This window comes from Nitratireductor aquibiodomus NL21 = JCM 21793, from assembly GCF_000615975.1.
In the GTDB taxonomy this organism is placed as follows: domain Bacteria; phylum Pseudomonadota; class Alphaproteobacteria; order Rhizobiales; family Rhizobiaceae; genus Nitratireductor; species Nitratireductor aquibiodomus.
Genome location: NZ_BAMP01000098.1, coordinates 1 through 15,103 on the forward strand (window position 1 = coordinate 1; position 15,103 = coordinate 15,103).

Below are 15,103 nucleotides of genomic sequence, written 5' to 3' on the forward strand. Positions count from 1 at the left end.
TTTCCGCCGTCAGCGCGACCATCGCGCCCTTGACGCCCGGCAGCGATTTGACGGCGGTCTCCGCCGCCTGGCGCAGCGGCTCCAGTTCCTGCGCGCGTCTGGCCGGAACGGTAATCGAGAAGAAAACCTTGCCGTCTGCGATGAAAATCTCGGAAACCAGCCCCAGCGAAACGATGTCGCCTTCCAGGTCCGGGCCCTTCACGGACCGCAAGCGGTCGATGACGGTCTGTCTGTCGAGAGTCATATGCACGTGCCTTTGCGTTTTCTCTCAGATAATGCAGATGGGCGCGCGGGCCAAGAGAGGCAAATTGGCCAATTTCCGTCGGCACGTCTTGCGCATTGCCGGGCGCGCATCGCCGATGTAGCGTCTCGCCATGATCGACAAGCTGGAATTTTTCATCGCGCTTGCCAGGGAGCAGCATTTCGGGCGGGCCGCCGCCGAGCTCGGCATCACGCAGCCCACCCTGTCTGCCGCCATCAAGCAGCTTGAGGATCAGCTTGGCGTCATGCTCGTGCAGCGCGGATCGCGGTTTCAGGGTCTGACACCCGAAGGCCAGCGCGTTCTGGAATGGGCGCGGCGCATTGTCGGCGACACGCGCACCATGCGAGCCGAGATGAAAGCTGCCAGAACCGGCCTCGCCGGCCATGTGCGCATCGCCGCCATTCCAACCGCATTGGCCATGCTGCCCGAGCTCACCACCCCGTTCCGCGACAAGCACCCCGAAGTCACTTTCTCCATCATCTCACGCACCTCGCTGGAGGTGCTGTCGCTTCTTGAGAACTTCGAGATCGACATCGGCATCACCTATCTCGACAACGAACCGCTCGGCCATGTCGCGTCCGTGCCGCTCTATTCCGAGCGCTACCAGCTCATCACCGCCGCCACGAACCGGCTTGCAGACCGCGATACGGTGACATGGAAGGAGGTGGCCGAACTCCCGCTCTGCCTTCTCACGCCCGACATGCAGAACCGGCGCATCATCAACAAACATCTGGAGGAGGTGGGGGCAACGGCGCATCCCACACTCGAATCCAATTCGATGATCGTGCTCTTCTCCCATATCCGCACCGGCAAATGGGCCTCCATCATGCCGCTCAATCTGGCCGAGGTTCTGGCTTTGCCGAGCCGATCCGGGCCATCCCCATTGTTGAACCGGACGCGAGCCATCTCGTCGGTCTGGTGGCCGTCAAGCGCGAGCCGCACACGCCGCTTGTCTCTGCACTGCTCTACGAGGCAAGGCTTCTTGCCGAACGATACGAGTCACAGCGATAGATATTTTCTATCAAGTGACGAATATGCTATATTGATCCTGCACAAAGGATTTGTTCCCCTTCAGAACGAGCATCGTTAGGGAGGGCGCTGCGAGATGCAGCAAGCACGTACCGAAATTGCGGCCGCCGTCGAGCCGATCATTGATCGGTGGAAAGGCGAAGAGGGCCCGTTACTCCCCATTCTCAATGGGATTCAGCGGGAACTCGGCCATGTGCCGCGTGAAAGCCTGCCCATCATCGCCGAGGCCCTCAACCTGACACGCGCCGAAGTCTATGGTGTTGTCTCGTTCTACCACGACTACCGCGAGAAACCGGCAGGCCGTCATGTCCTGAAGCTTTGCCGGGCCGAAGCCTGCCAGTCCATGGGCGGCGATGCGGTGGCCGAGAAGCTGCAGAAGCTGCTCGGCATCAGGTTTCATGAGACCTCCGCCGATGGCGCGGTAACGCTGGAGCCCGTCTATTGCCTCGGTCTGTGCGCCTGTGCGCCCTCCGCCATGCTCGACGGCGAGGTCATTGGCCGGCTGGATGAGGCGCGGGTCGAGGAAATCGCAGCAGAGGTGCGCGCATGACCATCAACATCTACATTCCGCGCGATGCCGGTGCGCTGGCGCTGGGCGCCGAAAAGGTCGCTGCCGCCGCGCGTGAGGAAATCGAAAAACGCGGTCTCGACGCGAAGATCGTCCGCAATGGCTCGCGCGGCATGTTCTGGCTTGAGCCCATGGTCGAGGTGCAAACCGCCGAGGGCCGCGTAGCCTACGGTCCGGTGAAGCCTGGCGACGTCGCGGGGCTGTTTGATGCCGGTCTGATCGAAGGCGGCGCGCACGACCTCGCCCTCGGCAGGCCCGAGAAAATCCCTTTCCTTGCGAAACAGACCCGGCTGACCTTCGCCCGCTGCGGCATCATCGATCCTGTCTCGCTTGAGGACTACGAGGCGCATGGCGGCCTGCGCGGCCTGCGCAACGCGCTGGAAAAAACGCCGCTCGGCATTGTCGAGGAGGTCACAGAATCCGGCCTGCGGGGCCGTGGCGGCGCGGGCTTCCCGACCGGCATCAAATGGAAGACGGTGCACGACACCGACGACCCGCAGAAATACATCGTCTGCAACGCCGACGAAGGCGATTCGGGCACGTTCTCCGATCGCATGATCATGGAAGGCGATCCCTTCGTGCTCATTGAGGGCATGGTGATTGCCGGCATCGCGACGGGCGCCACCAGGGGCTATGTCTATCTGCGCTCCGAATATCCCAATGTTCACCGCATCCTGAACGAGGCGATCGACGCCGCACGCGCAGCCGGCATGCTCGGCAAGAGCGTGCTCGGCTCGGAATACGCCTTCGACATGGAAGTGCGCGTGGGCGCCGGTGCTTATGTCTGCGGTGAGGAAACGGCGCTGCTCGACAGTCTGGAAGGCAAGCGCGGCCAGGTGCGCGCCAAGCCGCCGCTGCCGGCCCATGAGGGCCTGTTCGGCAAACCGACCGTCATCAACAATGTGATCTCGCTCGCCTCCGTGCCGATCATTCTCGACAAGGGCGGAGCTATTACCGCGATTTCGGCATGGGCCGTTCGCGCGGCACCATTCCGATCCAGATCACCGGCAATGTGAAGCATGGCGGATTGTTCGAGGCAGCCTTCGGCATGACGCTCGGCGAGCTGGTCGACGATATCGGCGGCGGCACCGCCACGGGTCGCCCCGTGCGCGCCGTGCAGGTGGGCGGTCCGCTCGGCGCTTACTGGCCGCGCGACCTGTTCGACACGCCCTTCGACTACGAGGCGTTCGCCGCGAAGGATGGTCTGATCGGCCACGCCGGCATCGTGGTCTTTGACGACACGGTTGACCTTCTGAAGCAGGCGCGCTTCGCCATGGAGTTCTGCGCCGTGGAAAGCTGCGGCAAGTGCACGCCCTGCCGCATCGGCTCGACGCGCGGCGTCGAGGTGCTCGACCGGCTGAAGCAGGGCATCGCGCCTGAGGAGCAGATCGAGACCGTGACCGATCTCTGCAACACGATGAAATTCGGATCGCTGTGCGCACTGGGTGGCTTCACGCCCTACCCCGTCATGAGCGCGCTGACCCATTTCCCGGAAGATTTCCGCCCCGCGCCCGTGCGCGAAGCGGCGGAGTAGGAGGACACCATGTGTGGAACCGACAAGCGTTTCGTAGAAGAAATCGACTACGGCACCCCCGCTGTCCGCTCTGAGAAGACCGTGACCCTGACCATCGACGGCCAGTCTGTCACCGTTCCGGAAGGCACCTCGATCATGCGCGCCGCACGCGAGGCCGGCATCGCCGTGCCGAAACTCTGCGCCAACGACATGGTGAAAAGCTTCGGCTCCTGCCGCCTCTGCCTGGTTGAGATCGAGGGCAAGGGCGGCACGCCGGCTTCCTGCACCACCCCGGCCATGGACGGCATTTCCGTCAACACGCAGACCGACCGCCTCAACACCATCCGCCGCGGCGTGATGGAACTCTACATGTCCGACCATCCGGAAGACTGCGCGGCCTGCGCCGCTGGCGATTGCGAGATGGCAGATATGGCCGAGAGCGTTGGCCTGAAGCAGAACCGCTATGGCGATGAAGGGGCAAACCACCTCGAGCCTCGCCTATTGGTGAGCACGGGGTGAACTTCAAGGAACTGGACGTTTCCAACCCCTATTTCGCCTACGATCCGGCGAAGTGCATCGTCTGCTCGCTGTGCGTTCGCGCCTGTGAGGAACAGCAGGGCACCTTCGCCCTGACGGTGGAAGGGCGCGGTTTCGAAAGCCGCATCACCGCCGGCATGGACGAGCCCTTCCTGCAGTCGGAATGCGTGTCCTGCGGCGCCTGCGTGCAGGCCTGCCCCACCGGTGCGCTTCAGGAAAAGTCCATCATCGAGATGGGCATGCCGGATCACTCCGCCGTCACCACCTGCGCCTATTGCGGCGTCGGCTGCTCGTTCAAGGCCGAGATGAAGGGCGAGGAGGTCGTCCGCATGGTGCCCTACAAGGATGGCAAGGCCAATCGCGGCCATTCCTGCGTAAAGGGCCGCTTTGCCTATGGCTATGCCAACCACAAGGACCGCATCCTCAACCCGATGATCCGCGACAAGATCACCGACCCGTGGCGCGAGGTCTCGTGGGAAGAGGTTTACGCCCATATCGGCAGCAAGATCGGCCGCATCCAGCAGAAATATGGCCGGGGCTCGGTGGGCGGCATCACCTCGTCGCGCTGCACCAATGAAGAGACCTATCTCGTTCAGAAACTGGTGCGGCAGGCGTTTGGCAACAACAATGTCGACACCTGCGCCCGCGTCTGCCACTCCCCCACCGGCTATGGCCTGAAGACCACGTTCGGCACTTCCGCCGGCACGCAGGACTTCGATTCTGTCGAGCACACCGATGTCGTTCTGGTCATCGGTGCCAACCCGACGGACGCCCATCCCGTCTTCGGCTCGCGCCTCAAGAAGCGCCTGCGCGAAGGTGCGAAGCTGATCGTCCTCGACCCGCGCCGCATCGAGCTGGTGCGCACGCCCCATGTGGAGGCAAGCTATCACCTGCCGCTGAAACCCGGCACCAATGTAGCCGTGCTGACCGCGCTGGCCCATGTGATCGTTTCCGAAGGCCTGTTCGACGAAGCGTTCATCCGCGAGCGCTGCGACTGGGACGAGTTCCAGGACTGGGCGAGTTTCGTGCTCCAGCCGGAAAACAGCCCCGAGGCCATTGAGAAGATGTCCGGCGTTTCCGCCGAGCTGATCCGTGGCGCGGCACGTCTTTACGCCACCGGCGGAAACAGCGCGATCTATTACGGACTCGGCGTCACCGAGCACAGCCAGGGCTCGACCACCGTCATGGCCATCGCCAATCTTGCCATGGCAACCGGCAATATCGGCCGGCCGGGCGTGGGCGTGAACCCGCTGCGCGGCCAGAACAATGTGCAGGGCTCCTGCGACATGGGCTCGTTCCCGCACGAGATGCCGGGCTACCGCCACATCTCCGACGATGCGACCCGTGCGATCTATGAGAGCCTGTGGGGCGTGAAGCTCGACAATGAGCCGGGCCTGCGCATTCCCAACATGCTCGACGCCGCCGTCGATGGCTCCTTCAAGGCGCTTTACGTGCAGGGCGAGGACATTCTCCAGTCCGATCCAAACACGCACCATGTGGCGGCTGGCCTTGAGGCGATGGAATGCGTCATCGTTCACGATCTCTTCCTGAACGAGACCGCCAACTACGCCCATATATTCCTGCCGGGCTCGACCTTCCTTGAGAAGGACGGCACCTTCACCAATGCCGAACGCCGCATCAACCGCGTACGCAAGGTGATGGAGCCCAAGAACGGCTATGCCGACTGGGAGGTCACGCAGGACATGGCCCGTGCGCTGGGCCAGGACTGGAACTACACGCACCCGTCCGAGATCATGGCCGAGATCGCGGCCACCACGCCAAGCTTCGCCGGCGTGACCTATGAGCTTCTGGAGAAGGAAGGCTCGGTCCAGTGGCCGTGCAACGAGAAGGCCCCCACCGGCACGCCCGTTATGCATATCGACGGCTTCGTGCGCGGCAAGGGCAAGTTCGTGCGCACCGCCTATGTCGCGACCGACGAAAAAGCCGGCCCGCGCTTCCCGCTGCTGCTCACCACGGGCCGCATCCTCTCGCAATACAATGTCGGCGCACAGACCCGCCGCACGGAGAATGTCGTCTGGCACGATGAGGATCTGCTTGAGATCCATCCCTTCGACGCAGAGACCCGCGGCATCCGCGAGGGCGACTGGGTGAAGCTCAAGAGCCGCTCCGGCGAAACGAGCCTGCGCGCCACCATCACCGAGCGCGTTGCACCGGGCGTCGTCTACACCACTTTCCACCACCCGGCCACGCAGGCCAATGTGGTGACGACCGAATATTCCGACTGGGCCACCAATTGCCCCGAATACAAGGTCACGGCGGTGCAGGTTTCGCCCTCCAACGGCCCGACCGAGTGGCAGGAAGACTACGAAGAGCACGCCCGCCAGAGCCGCCGCATCGTGCATGTGGAGGCGGCGGAGTAGTGTGATGTTTGCTGGCGGTGCCTGATCTCCAACCCGTCATCCCGGAAAGCCGCAGGCTTATCCGGGACCCATTGGAAGAGAATGGCGAGCAAAGCCCGGTTCTCATCCGGGCATTCACCCTACTGCCTTTTGCGGACACCGGCCGCGCTTCTCAATGGGTCCCGGCTCTCGCTTTGCTCGGCCGGGATGACGACGGTGTAGAGCGATGACCCAACCTCCCGCCACAGCCCGCGTTTCAAGAACGGCCCGCCGCACCGGCGGGACGAAGGTCACCCCGCGCACCGTGCCCGAGGAAACGCCCGTCGCGCTTTCCTATGGCGGCACCACCCATGCGGTGATGATGGCAACGCCAGCCGATCTGGAAGATTTCGCTCTCGGCTTCAGTGTCACCGAGGGCATTGTTTCCAGTGCCGGGGAGATCGAAACGATCACCGTTCAGGAACTTGGGCCCGGCATTGACCTGCAGATACGCCTGCGCGATGCGGCCAACACGCGCTTCGAGGCGCGGCGCAGGCGGCTTGCCGGTCCGGTCGGTTGCGGGCTTTGCGGCATCGAAAGCATTGAAGAGGCGATGCGCTCCGTGCCGGAAACAGCGTCGGAGCAGCGTTTTACGGCTGCCGAGATTACCGGTGCCGTCGGCGAACTTTATGAATTTCAGGAACTTCACAGAGCCACGGGGGCTGTCCATGCGGCCGGTTTCTACATCCCCGGCAAGGGTGTGGTAGCCGCGCGCGAGGATGTGGGCCGTCACAACGCCCTCGACAAGCTGTCAGGCGCGCTCGTCAAGGCTGGCATTGATCGCAGCAGCGGCGCGGTGATCGTCACCTCCCGCGTATCGGTCGAAATGGTGCAGAAAACGGCCGCTATCGGCGCGCCGCTCATTGCCGCCGTATCAGCCCCGACAGCGCTCGCCATTCGCACGGCGGAAACCGCCGGCATGACCCTCGTCGCCCTTGTGCGCGGCGAGGAGTTCGACATTTTCACCCATCCCGAACGCGTGACCATTGGAGCGGCCAGACATGTCGCATGACGAAAAGTTCAAATCCGGCGACGAGCATCTCGTCTACATGGCCAACCAGATCGCCACATTCTTCACCTCGCAGCCCGAAGCGGAGCGTGCCGCCGGTGTTGCCGATCACATCAACAAGTTCTGGGAGCCGCGCATGCGCGGCCGCCTTTTCGAAATCATCGAGATGGGTGGTGACGGGCTTTCCCCGCTCGTTCTGCAGGCATCCGAAACGATCAACCGCCCCAGGGCCGCCTGACGCTTCCGCCTGGTGTCAGCCGGCCGGCTGTTTCTCTACCGCCCAATGCAACTGGAACATGGGATCAAACACGGTGATCGTACCGTCTGAGCTGTAGACGGATTTGGGGAACTCCACCGGCTCATCACGGCGCACCAGCGTAATCGTGTCTTCATTGGCAGGCACACCGTAATAGGCAGGGCCGTTAAGGGAGGCGAAGGCCTCCAGTCTGTCCAGCGCGTCCTCTTCCTCGAACACATGCGCCAAGCACGACATCGTGTTGATGGACGTGAAAATGCCGGCACAGCCGCAGGCCGATTCCTTGGCCGGGTCGAGGTGCGGTGCCGAATCGGTGCCGAGGAAAAAGCGGCTGTCGCCCGATGTCGCCGCCTTGCGCAGCGCCAGCCTGTGCTCCTCGCGTTTGGCGACCGGCAGGCAGTAGTAGTGCGGGCGAATGCCGCCGGCCAGAATGGCGTTGCGGTTGATGATCAGATGATGCGTGGTGAGTGAGGCGGCGAGGTTCTTCTTCGCACTCTGAACATAGTCGACCCCGTTCTTCGTGGTCACATGCTCCATGATCACCTTCAGCTCAGGCAGGCGCTCACGCAGCGGATTGAGAACCTGCTCGATGAAGACGGCCTCGCGGTCAAAAATGTCGATGGAGCGTCCGTCACCTCGCCATGCACGCACAGCGGCAGGCCAATCTCGGCCATGCGCTCCAGCACCGGCTGCACCTTCATGAGATCGCGCACGCCGCTCTGGGAATTGGTCGTCGCACCCGCCGGATAGAGCTTTACCGCCGTGATGTGCCCGTCGCGGTGGCCGGCGGCGACGTCATCCGCATCCGTCTGCTCGGTCAGGTAAAGCGTCATAAGCGGCGTGAAATCATGCCCCTCGGGCTTTGCCGCCATGATGCGGTCGCGGTAGGCGAGCGCGTCTTTCACCGTCACCACCGGCGGCACCAGATTGGGCATGATGATCGCGCGGGCGAAATCGGCGGAAGAATGCGGCAGAACCGCCTCCAGAACCGCGCCGTCGCGCAGATGCAGATGCCAGTCGTCGGGGCGGCGGATGGTCAGGGTTTTCACGGAACGTCTACTCCGGACAGGAAAATTCGGTGCGCACGGTCTGCGCTTCCCTTTCCTTCGCCCATGCCGCCATGGATTTCAAGGGTGTGTCAAAGAGACGGACACCGGGCCGCGCCGGGGAGGAGGCCGGCGCGGCACTGCCTCACGCCACCTGATAATCAGGTGCGGAGCGCAGATAGCGTGCATAAGCACCGGCATCCGGAGGCGAGAGATTTTCCGCCAGCGGGTTGCGGCGTTTCACCCGTGCGCCCATGTCGTCGATCAACTCGTCGAAATGCTTGAAGTGATAGGGCGCCACGCACAGGCCGCCATAGATTTTCGCGGCCGGTCGCTCGTTGCGTCGCCAGTGGAGCATCATGTCCATGTTGGCGCGCATTTCCTCCGGGGTAGGTTGTTTCGCCAGTTTTCCGTCCGCATAGCGCACCAGCCATTCGGCGGCGAGGTCGGCACACAAAACGGTGCAGAACGACGAGTTGAAACCGACAAAGCCGAGATCGGGAATGTCCGGATTGGCAATCAGGCGATAGAGCCGGTACTGCCCGTCCGGCTCCACCAGTTTTTCGCGGTATTCCGCCGGCAGGTAGGGGACACCGAGTTTCCAGCCAACGGCGAGGATCGCCATGTCGGATTTGATCAGCTCGCCGCCGGTCAACCTGATCGCGCCGGGCTCATAGTTCGCAAAGGTGCCCTGCACGGCCTTGATGCGCCCGTCTGCCACCATCTCGAAAAAGCCCGGCGTGGCGATGGGGACCGAGCAGTTCACGCCTCCCTCGATGGGCTCTTTCGGCTTCAGCCCGGTCTTGTTGAGCTTGAGCTGCACGGTCAGAAGCGCTTCCAGCGCGCGCCAGTGAGCCCAGATGAAGGGCCGGGCAACGGCATGATTGAAGCGGGCGAAGCCACTCCGGCTCCAGCCCGGAAACATCTTCTCCTGCGCGCGGATATAGAGGATGCGCTTGAAATTGATCAGCCCGCCGACGAAGTAGGGAATGCGCCAGACCGATTCCAGATAGACGATGGTGACGGAGCGAGCACCCCATTTCACCGCACTCACGGCAATGTCGGTCGCCGATTTCGAGAAGCCGAGAACCGTGACGTTCCTGCCCTTCACCATGGCCGGATCGGTGTATTCGGAAGAGTGGATTACCGTGCCGCCTTCTGCCTCGAACTCCTCCTGGCCCGGATGGGTGAGAATGTTCTTCTCACTGAACTGGCCGGTGCAGACGGCAACAAAATCGAAGGTTTCGCTGGTTTTCTCGCCATTCGCCGTTTCGAGATCGAGCTCCCAGCCGGGTTTGCCATCGTCGCGCCGGCGCATGGCAGAAACGGAGGTGTTGAAGCGGATCAGCGGGCGCAGACCGTGGTCGTCTGCGTAGTCCGACAAGTAGGAGAAGACCTGCGGGCCTTCGGCCATTCGGGAAAATCCTTCGGCATCGCCTTGTCGGTGTACCGATAGAGATCCTTTGGGCTCTGCGTCTGCACATCCGGATAGGAGCGTGAGGGCTCCCAGACTCCGCCCAGTTCGTGGCTGCGTTCAAGAACGGTGACCCGGTGCCCGCGCTTCTTGAAGGAGCGGGCGGCGGCAAGACCGCTGACGCCGGCGCCGATCACGCAGACATGCTTTCGTTTTGTCATGACGTTGTTCCTCCCGTCCGGCAAATTCTGGACGCGCGCCTCCCCGCGCCGCGTGTTGCTACGTCGCCAAAGGTCCCTTGCCGGCCTTGATTGTTATCGGGTCTGTGGGCCGGCTCCCCCGAGGACCCGGCCAAAACGCGATGCTTTAGTCGTTTGCTTCCGGTGGCAGGAAATCCACTTCGTGAAGGGCCGAAACCTTCACCACCTCTTCCGGGTCGGTCATGTTGTGCAGCGTCTCGAACAGCGCTTCGAGCTTGCGCGCCGGCGAAACCCAGAAGAGCGCGCGGGCCGGCTTATCGGACTTGTTGAAATAGCCATGCGGAACGCCGCGCGGCATGCGTACCAGATCACCCGCCTTCGCCTTCATCCACTTGCCGTCGAGCTTCAGATCCAGCTCGCCTTCCTGCACAAGAATGAACTCTTCCTGCGTGGGATGAACATGAACCGGCACGAACTGGCCCGGGTCGCTGTTGGTCTCAAAGGCGAAGGTGGAATCGCATGTGGCCTTGGGAAAATAGACCTGACCGAGAATGTTCCATTCCTTGCCGGCATAGCCTTCACCGTTCGCGGTGACGCCTTTTTCGAGTTCCTTTTCCATGATTTTCCTCCCTTGATCACGGAGTTTCATGGTGCCTGTAAGCGATCGGGAAAAATATCCGGAAACTGAACCAAATATCCGAAAAACGAAAAAAACAGACCGGTTTTGGCGAGAAACCAGGACAAATCTTGGAGAAACCAAAACAGCTGCTAAACTCCCGGAATGGTGATCGCCCGGGAGGAGTGGGGCGACCGCCCGTTGTCCAGCCACGCCCTTTTTCAAACGGATGATCTGGACTGTGCACGGGAGAAGGTTGCCCGAAAATTCTGCAACCACCGGCTGGAAGTGGTCGGTGGCGGACGGTTTCGCGCGGTGCAAAACCACCAGCCGGGCCTCCTCGTTTCCCTCAACTATATCAGCTACGGTGCCGATGTGCTGATCGACCCCGGCGCGCTCGAAACCTTCTATCTCATACAGATTCCGATTTCCGGCTGCGCGACGATCAAACACAACCGGAAGGAATTCCTGAGTGACGGCGACAGGGCGGCGCTGCTCAATGCCGACCGCGAAACCTCCATGCGCTGGTGGGCCGGATGCGAGCAGGTTCTGGTGCAGATCCCCAAAGCCTCGTTCATGGGGTTTGCCGAGCAGCTCTGCGAGCGCCCGCTGCCGGGACCGGTGGTGTTCGATCCGGTGATCGACTTTACGCGGCCGGAACTTGCTTCATGGCGCAATCTGGTCAATGCGATGTTCCGCGCCGCCAACAAGCCCGAGAAGCAGGTTCTGAACCTTTGCGCTGCGTTCCACGAGCAGCGCATTCTCGAGGCGCTCCTGAGACTCCAGCCGCACAACCTCTCCGCTTTCTTTGACACAAGGCAGGAGGCGGCGCCGCGGCAGGTGAAGTGGGCCGACGCGTTCATCAGGGAGAATGCGCACCGCCCGATCACGCTGACCGACATCGCGGCGGCATCGGGTGTCGGCGCGCGGGCGCTGCAGCTTGCCTACAAGCGCACGCACGGTCTTTCGCCGATGCACGCGCTGACGCTTGAGCGTCTGCGTCGCGTGCGGTTCGATCTGGAAAATGCTCAAGGTGAGATTTCGATAACGGAAACAGCGCTGCGCTGGGGCTTCAGCCATCTCGGGCGCTTTGCCGCCGACTACCGCAAGACCTTCGGTGAGCGCCCCAGCGAGACGGCCCGCAAAGCCACCTACTGATCCGTCATTTTGCCGCCGGCATCTTCAGCGCGGACACCGACGCTTCGCTGTTGTGGACATAGTCGTTCGCGTCTGGCTGGCGCTGCAGGATGAGGATGAACAGGAAGTCCATCAAAGTGAGCTGTGCATCGCGCGACGTGATGGCGGAGGAGCGCACCCGTTCCTCGTCTGCGACCGTGTGCAGGCGAATGTCGGCAACGCGCATCAGCGGATTCTGCTGCAAGCCGGTGACGGAGATGACAGTCGCGCCCCGCGCCTTTGCAAGCTCGGCAATGCGCACCGTCTCGATGCTGGTCCCGGAGTAAGACAGTGCAAAGAGCATATCCTCTTCGCCCAGAGAGGAAACATTGGCCATTTGCACATGGCTGTCGCTGTCATGCAGAGCGTTGCGACCGAGCTTCTGCAGCTTGTAGGAAAAGTCGCGCGCGACCAGTGAAGACGCACCGACACCGGCAATGTGGATGCGGCGCGCGGCATCCAATGACTCAAGCGCTCGCGCTATCTCCGGCTCGTGATTGGCGGCGATGGTCTGCTGCATGGAGAGAAGCTTGCTTGAGATCAGCTTTTGCGAAATGGTGGCGTGGCTGTCGCCGATCTCGATGGTGGAATGAATCATGCCCGGCGGCACCTGCCATTCCTGCGCCTTGGCCTTGCTGACCGCCAGCTTCAGATCCTGATAACCGGAGAAGCCGAGTTTCTGGCTGAACTTCACCACGCTCGACTGGCTGCGGCCGGTCTCTTCCGCCAGAGCCGCAGAGGAGAGCCTGAGCACACGATCGGGATAGTCGACGATGAACTGGCCGATCTGCCGGTCGGCCGGAGCCATGGTCTCAAGCTGCGCGTCGATGATCTTCAGGACAGACATGGCTTCCTTTCGAGGAACGGGATAGCGAAACTAAATGAGTTTCGCTGTCAGGGGAATCCCGCAGGAATTAAAGACTGGAATAATATATTCCCAAGAGGGCTTGATCAAAGGAATTCACCAATAGAGACTGGGGCTTTGCCTATCGGTGTTTCCGGAACCGCAATCATGGACAGACTGAGAATAACAGGGGGCCAGCCGCTTCAGGGCACCGTCACCATTGCCGGGGCAAAAAATGCCGCGCTGCCGCAGATTGCCGCCGCACTTTTGAGCCCGCATCCGCTTGAACTGTCGAACCTGCCGCTGGTCTCCGATGTGGAGAACATGCTCCAGGTCGCCGAGCTTTACGGCGCGTCGGTGACCCGCAACGCCCACACGGCGGTGATCGACGCCAGCGCGATGGTTTCATGCGAAGTCTCCTATGAAACGGTGCGGCGGATGCGGGCAACGGTCCTGTTTCTCGGGCCATTGCTTGCGCGGTTTGGCGAGGCGCGGGTCTCGCTGCCCGGCGGCTGCGCCATCGGGGCGCGGCCGGTGGACATGCATTTGAAAGCGCTCGAAATGCTGGGTACAGACATCGGCATGGAAGGTGGGCTGATCGTCGCCCGCGCCACCGATGGGCTCAAAGGCACGCGGGTGATCCTGAGTTCGCCCTCGGTGGGCGCGACGGAGACGGCCATGATGGCGGCCACTGCCGCACGCGGCGAAACCGAAATCCTGAACGCGGCGCGCGAACCGGAAGTGGCGGACCTCGCCGCCTGCCTCAACGTCATGGGCGCGAAGATCGAGGGAGCGGGAACGCATCGCATCATCATCGAGGGTGGCACCGCCTGGAAGGCTGCTGCGCATCACGTCATCCCCGACCGCATCGAGGCCGGCACCTATGCGGTGGCTGCCGCCATCACCGGCGGGGCGCTGGAACTGGTGAATGCGCGCATGGAAAACCTCGCCGCCGTGATTCAGGCGCTGGAGCTGATGGGCGTAAATGTGTGGCCGAGCGACCGGGGCTTGGTGGTTTCGAGAAGCGGCACCCTGCGCACGACCGACCTCACCACAGAACCCTATCCGGGCTTTCCGACAGACCTTCAGGCGCAGTTCATGGCGCTCGCCTGCTGCGCCGACGGAACATCGCTCATCCGCGAGACGATTTTCGAGAACCGGTTCATGCATGTGCCGGAACTGGCGCGACTCGGCGCCGACATCACCCTACAGGGCACGACTGCCGTGGTCCGGGGTGGTAAGCCGCTCAAGGGCGCGCAGGTGATGACAACGGATCTGCGCGCTTCGGTCTGCCTTGTGCTTGCAGCGCTTGCCGCGGAAGGCGAAACCATCATCAACCGCGTCTACCACATCGACCGCGGCTATGAGCAGCTCGACCGAAAACTGGCGCAATGCGGCGCGGCAATCGAACGGTTGCGGAAATGAGCGACGGGGAGAGCCATTTTTATCTCGGCGTCGATGGTGGTGGCACGGGCTGCCGGGCCCGCATCGAGGATGCAGCAGGTGCCGTGCTCGGTCAGGGCCTTTCCGGCCCGGCCACCACGAGGCTCGGCGTTGAGGCCGCATGGGCCTCGGTCCGGCGCGCAGTGGAGGCTGCAATCGAGGAAGCGGGCTTCAGCGAGGCAGACATCGCCCGCATTCATGCCGGGATCGGCCTTGCCGGCATGCGCCGAAAGGGGGCCATCGAAGCGTTTCAGGCGCTATCGCACCCCTTCGTCAGAATCGTTTTTGCCAGCGACAGCGACACGGCGTGCCTTGGCGCGCATTCGGGTCTCGATGGCGCTATCGCCATTGCGGGAACAGGTTCGGTGGGGCTTGGTTTGGTGGAAGGCAGGCATTTGCGCATCGGCGGTTACGGCTTTCCCATTTCCGATGAGGGAAGCGGTGCCGATATTGGCCTCAATGCCGTGCGTGCCGCACTGCAGGGCCATGACGGACGCATTCCGCAAAGCGCGCTTCTGACCGAAGTCATGCGCCGCTTCGAAGATGACCCGGCAGAGGTGGTGGCCTGGATGGACCGGGCAAGCGCAACCGACTATGCCACCTTCGCGCCCATGGTGCTGCGCCATGCCGACCAGGGCGATGGCGCCGCGCGGCGCATCGTGCAGGGCGCGGCTGCGCAGATCGACATGCTGGTGCGCACGCTCTTCGATCAGGGCGCACCGCGCGCGACATTGCTTGGCGGGCTTTCAGGCCCTCTCGAGCCCTGGCTCTCGCCCGATGTCGCGCCGGCG

The 15,103-nt window shown here is 62.7% G+C and carries 10 protein-coding genes and 5 pseudogenes; 10 read left to right on the top strand and 5 right to left on the bottom strand.

The annotated features are described in order from the left end of the window. Window positions 1-244 (bottom strand): iron-sulfur cluster assembly protein (locus JCM21793_RS27155; protein WP_036541004.1); only part of this gene is annotated, 244 nt, incomplete at its 3' end. 130 nt (window positions 245-374) lie between these two features. Between JCM21793_RS27155 and JCM21793_RS27160 the strand changes: the two are divergent. The 6 genes and pseudogenes from JCM21793_RS27160 (at window position 375) to JCM21793_RS19675 (ending at window position 7,555) form a co-directional block, all read left to right on the top strand. Further along, window positions 375-1,273, top strand: a pseudogene (locus JCM21793_RS27160) (LysR family transcriptional regulator). Window positions 1,274-1,367: 94 nt separating this feature from the next. Next, window positions 1,368-1,841 (top strand): formate dehydrogenase subunit gamma, encoded by a 474-nt coding sequence (locus tag JCM21793_RS19655; protein ID WP_025031461.1) that lies wholly within the window; start codon window positions 1,368-1,370, stop codon window positions 1,839-1,841. Next, a pseudogene (locus JCM21793_RS27165) lies at window positions 1,838-3,393 on the top strand (formate dehydrogenase beta subunit). The gene JCM21793_RS19655 and the pseudogene JCM21793_RS27165 overlap by 4 nt, the downstream one beginning before the upstream one ends. A gap of 9 nt (window positions 3,394-3,402) precedes the next feature. After that, a pseudogene (gene fdhF / locus JCM21793_RS27170) lies at window positions 3,403-6,290 on the top strand (formate dehydrogenase subunit alpha). A gap of 205 nt (window positions 6,291-6,495) precedes the next feature. Next, window positions 6,496-7,320, top strand: a complete 825-nt coding sequence (fdhD, locus tag JCM21793_RS19670) for a formate dehydrogenase accessory sulfurtransferase FdhD (RefSeq protein WP_025031462.1) — start codon at window positions 6,496-6,498, stop codon at window positions 7,318-7,320. Continuing rightward, window positions 7,310-7,555: a formate dehydrogenase subunit delta gene (locus JCM21793_RS19675; RefSeq protein ID WP_025031463.1), complete on the top strand. Its 246-nt coding sequence runs from the start codon at window positions 7,310-7,312 to the stop codon at window positions 7,553-7,555. The genes fdhD and JCM21793_RS19675 overlap by 11 nt, the downstream gene beginning before the upstream one ends. 15 nt (window positions 7,556-7,570) lie before the next feature. Here JCM21793_RS19675 and pyrC read toward each other — a convergent pair. Next, window positions 7,571-8,622, bottom strand: a pseudogene (gene pyrC, locus JCM21793_RS27175) (dihydroorotase). 29 nt (window positions 8,623-8,651) lie between these two features. Here pyrC and JCM21793_RS31065 point away from each other — a divergent pair. Beyond that, a complete protein-coding gene (locus JCM21793_RS31065) occupies window positions 8,652-8,777 on the top strand; it encodes a hypothetical protein (RefSeq protein ID WP_280113541.1) in 126 nt (41 codons plus the stop codon). Here the strand turns inward: JCM21793_RS31065 and JCM21793_RS27180 are convergent. After that, window positions 8,765-10,254 (bottom strand): annotated as a pseudogene (locus JCM21793_RS27180) (flavin-containing monooxygenase). The gene JCM21793_RS31065 and the pseudogene JCM21793_RS27180 overlap by 13 nt on opposite strands. Before the next feature lie 145 nt (window positions 10,255-10,399). After that, window positions 10,400-10,852: a cupin domain-containing protein gene (locus tag JCM21793_RS19690; RefSeq protein WP_007008783.1), complete on the bottom strand. Its 453-nt coding sequence runs from the start codon at window positions 10,850-10,852 to the stop codon at window positions 10,400-10,402. 198 nt (window positions 10,853-11,050) lie between these two features. On the opposite strand from JCM21793_RS19690, the gene JCM21793_RS19695 reads away from it, so the two are divergent. After that, on the top strand, window positions 11,051-12,007 hold the full coding sequence (locus JCM21793_RS19695) for an AraC family transcriptional regulator (RefSeq protein ID WP_244439898.1): 957 nt from the start codon (window positions 11,051-11,053) through the stop codon (window positions 12,005-12,007). A 4-nt stretch (window positions 12,008-12,011) separates the two neighbouring features. Here JCM21793_RS19695 and JCM21793_RS19700 read toward each other — a convergent pair whose 3' ends face one another. Continuing rightward, on the bottom strand, window positions 12,012-12,872 hold the full coding sequence (locus JCM21793_RS19700; RefSeq protein WP_025031465.1) for a MurR/RpiR family transcriptional regulator: 861 nt from the start codon (window positions 12,870-12,872) through the stop codon (window positions 12,012-12,014). A 165-nt stretch (window positions 12,873-13,037) separates the two neighbouring features. On the opposite strand from JCM21793_RS19700, the gene murA reads away from it, so the two are divergent. Both murA and JCM21793_RS19710 read left to right on the top strand, forming a co-directional pair. Then, complete coding sequence (gene murA, locus JCM21793_RS19705; RefSeq protein WP_025031466.1) at window positions 13,038-14,294, top strand: UDP-N-acetylglucosamine 1-carboxyvinyltransferase; 1,257 nt, start codon at window positions 13,038-13,040, stop codon at window positions 14,292-14,294. Continuing rightward, a partial coding sequence (locus JCM21793_RS19710; RefSeq protein WP_025031467.1) for a glucosamine kinase nucleotide-binding domain-containing protein occupies window positions 14,291-15,103 on the top strand: 813 nt, incomplete at its 3' end. The genes murA and JCM21793_RS19710, both read left to right, overlap by 4 nt.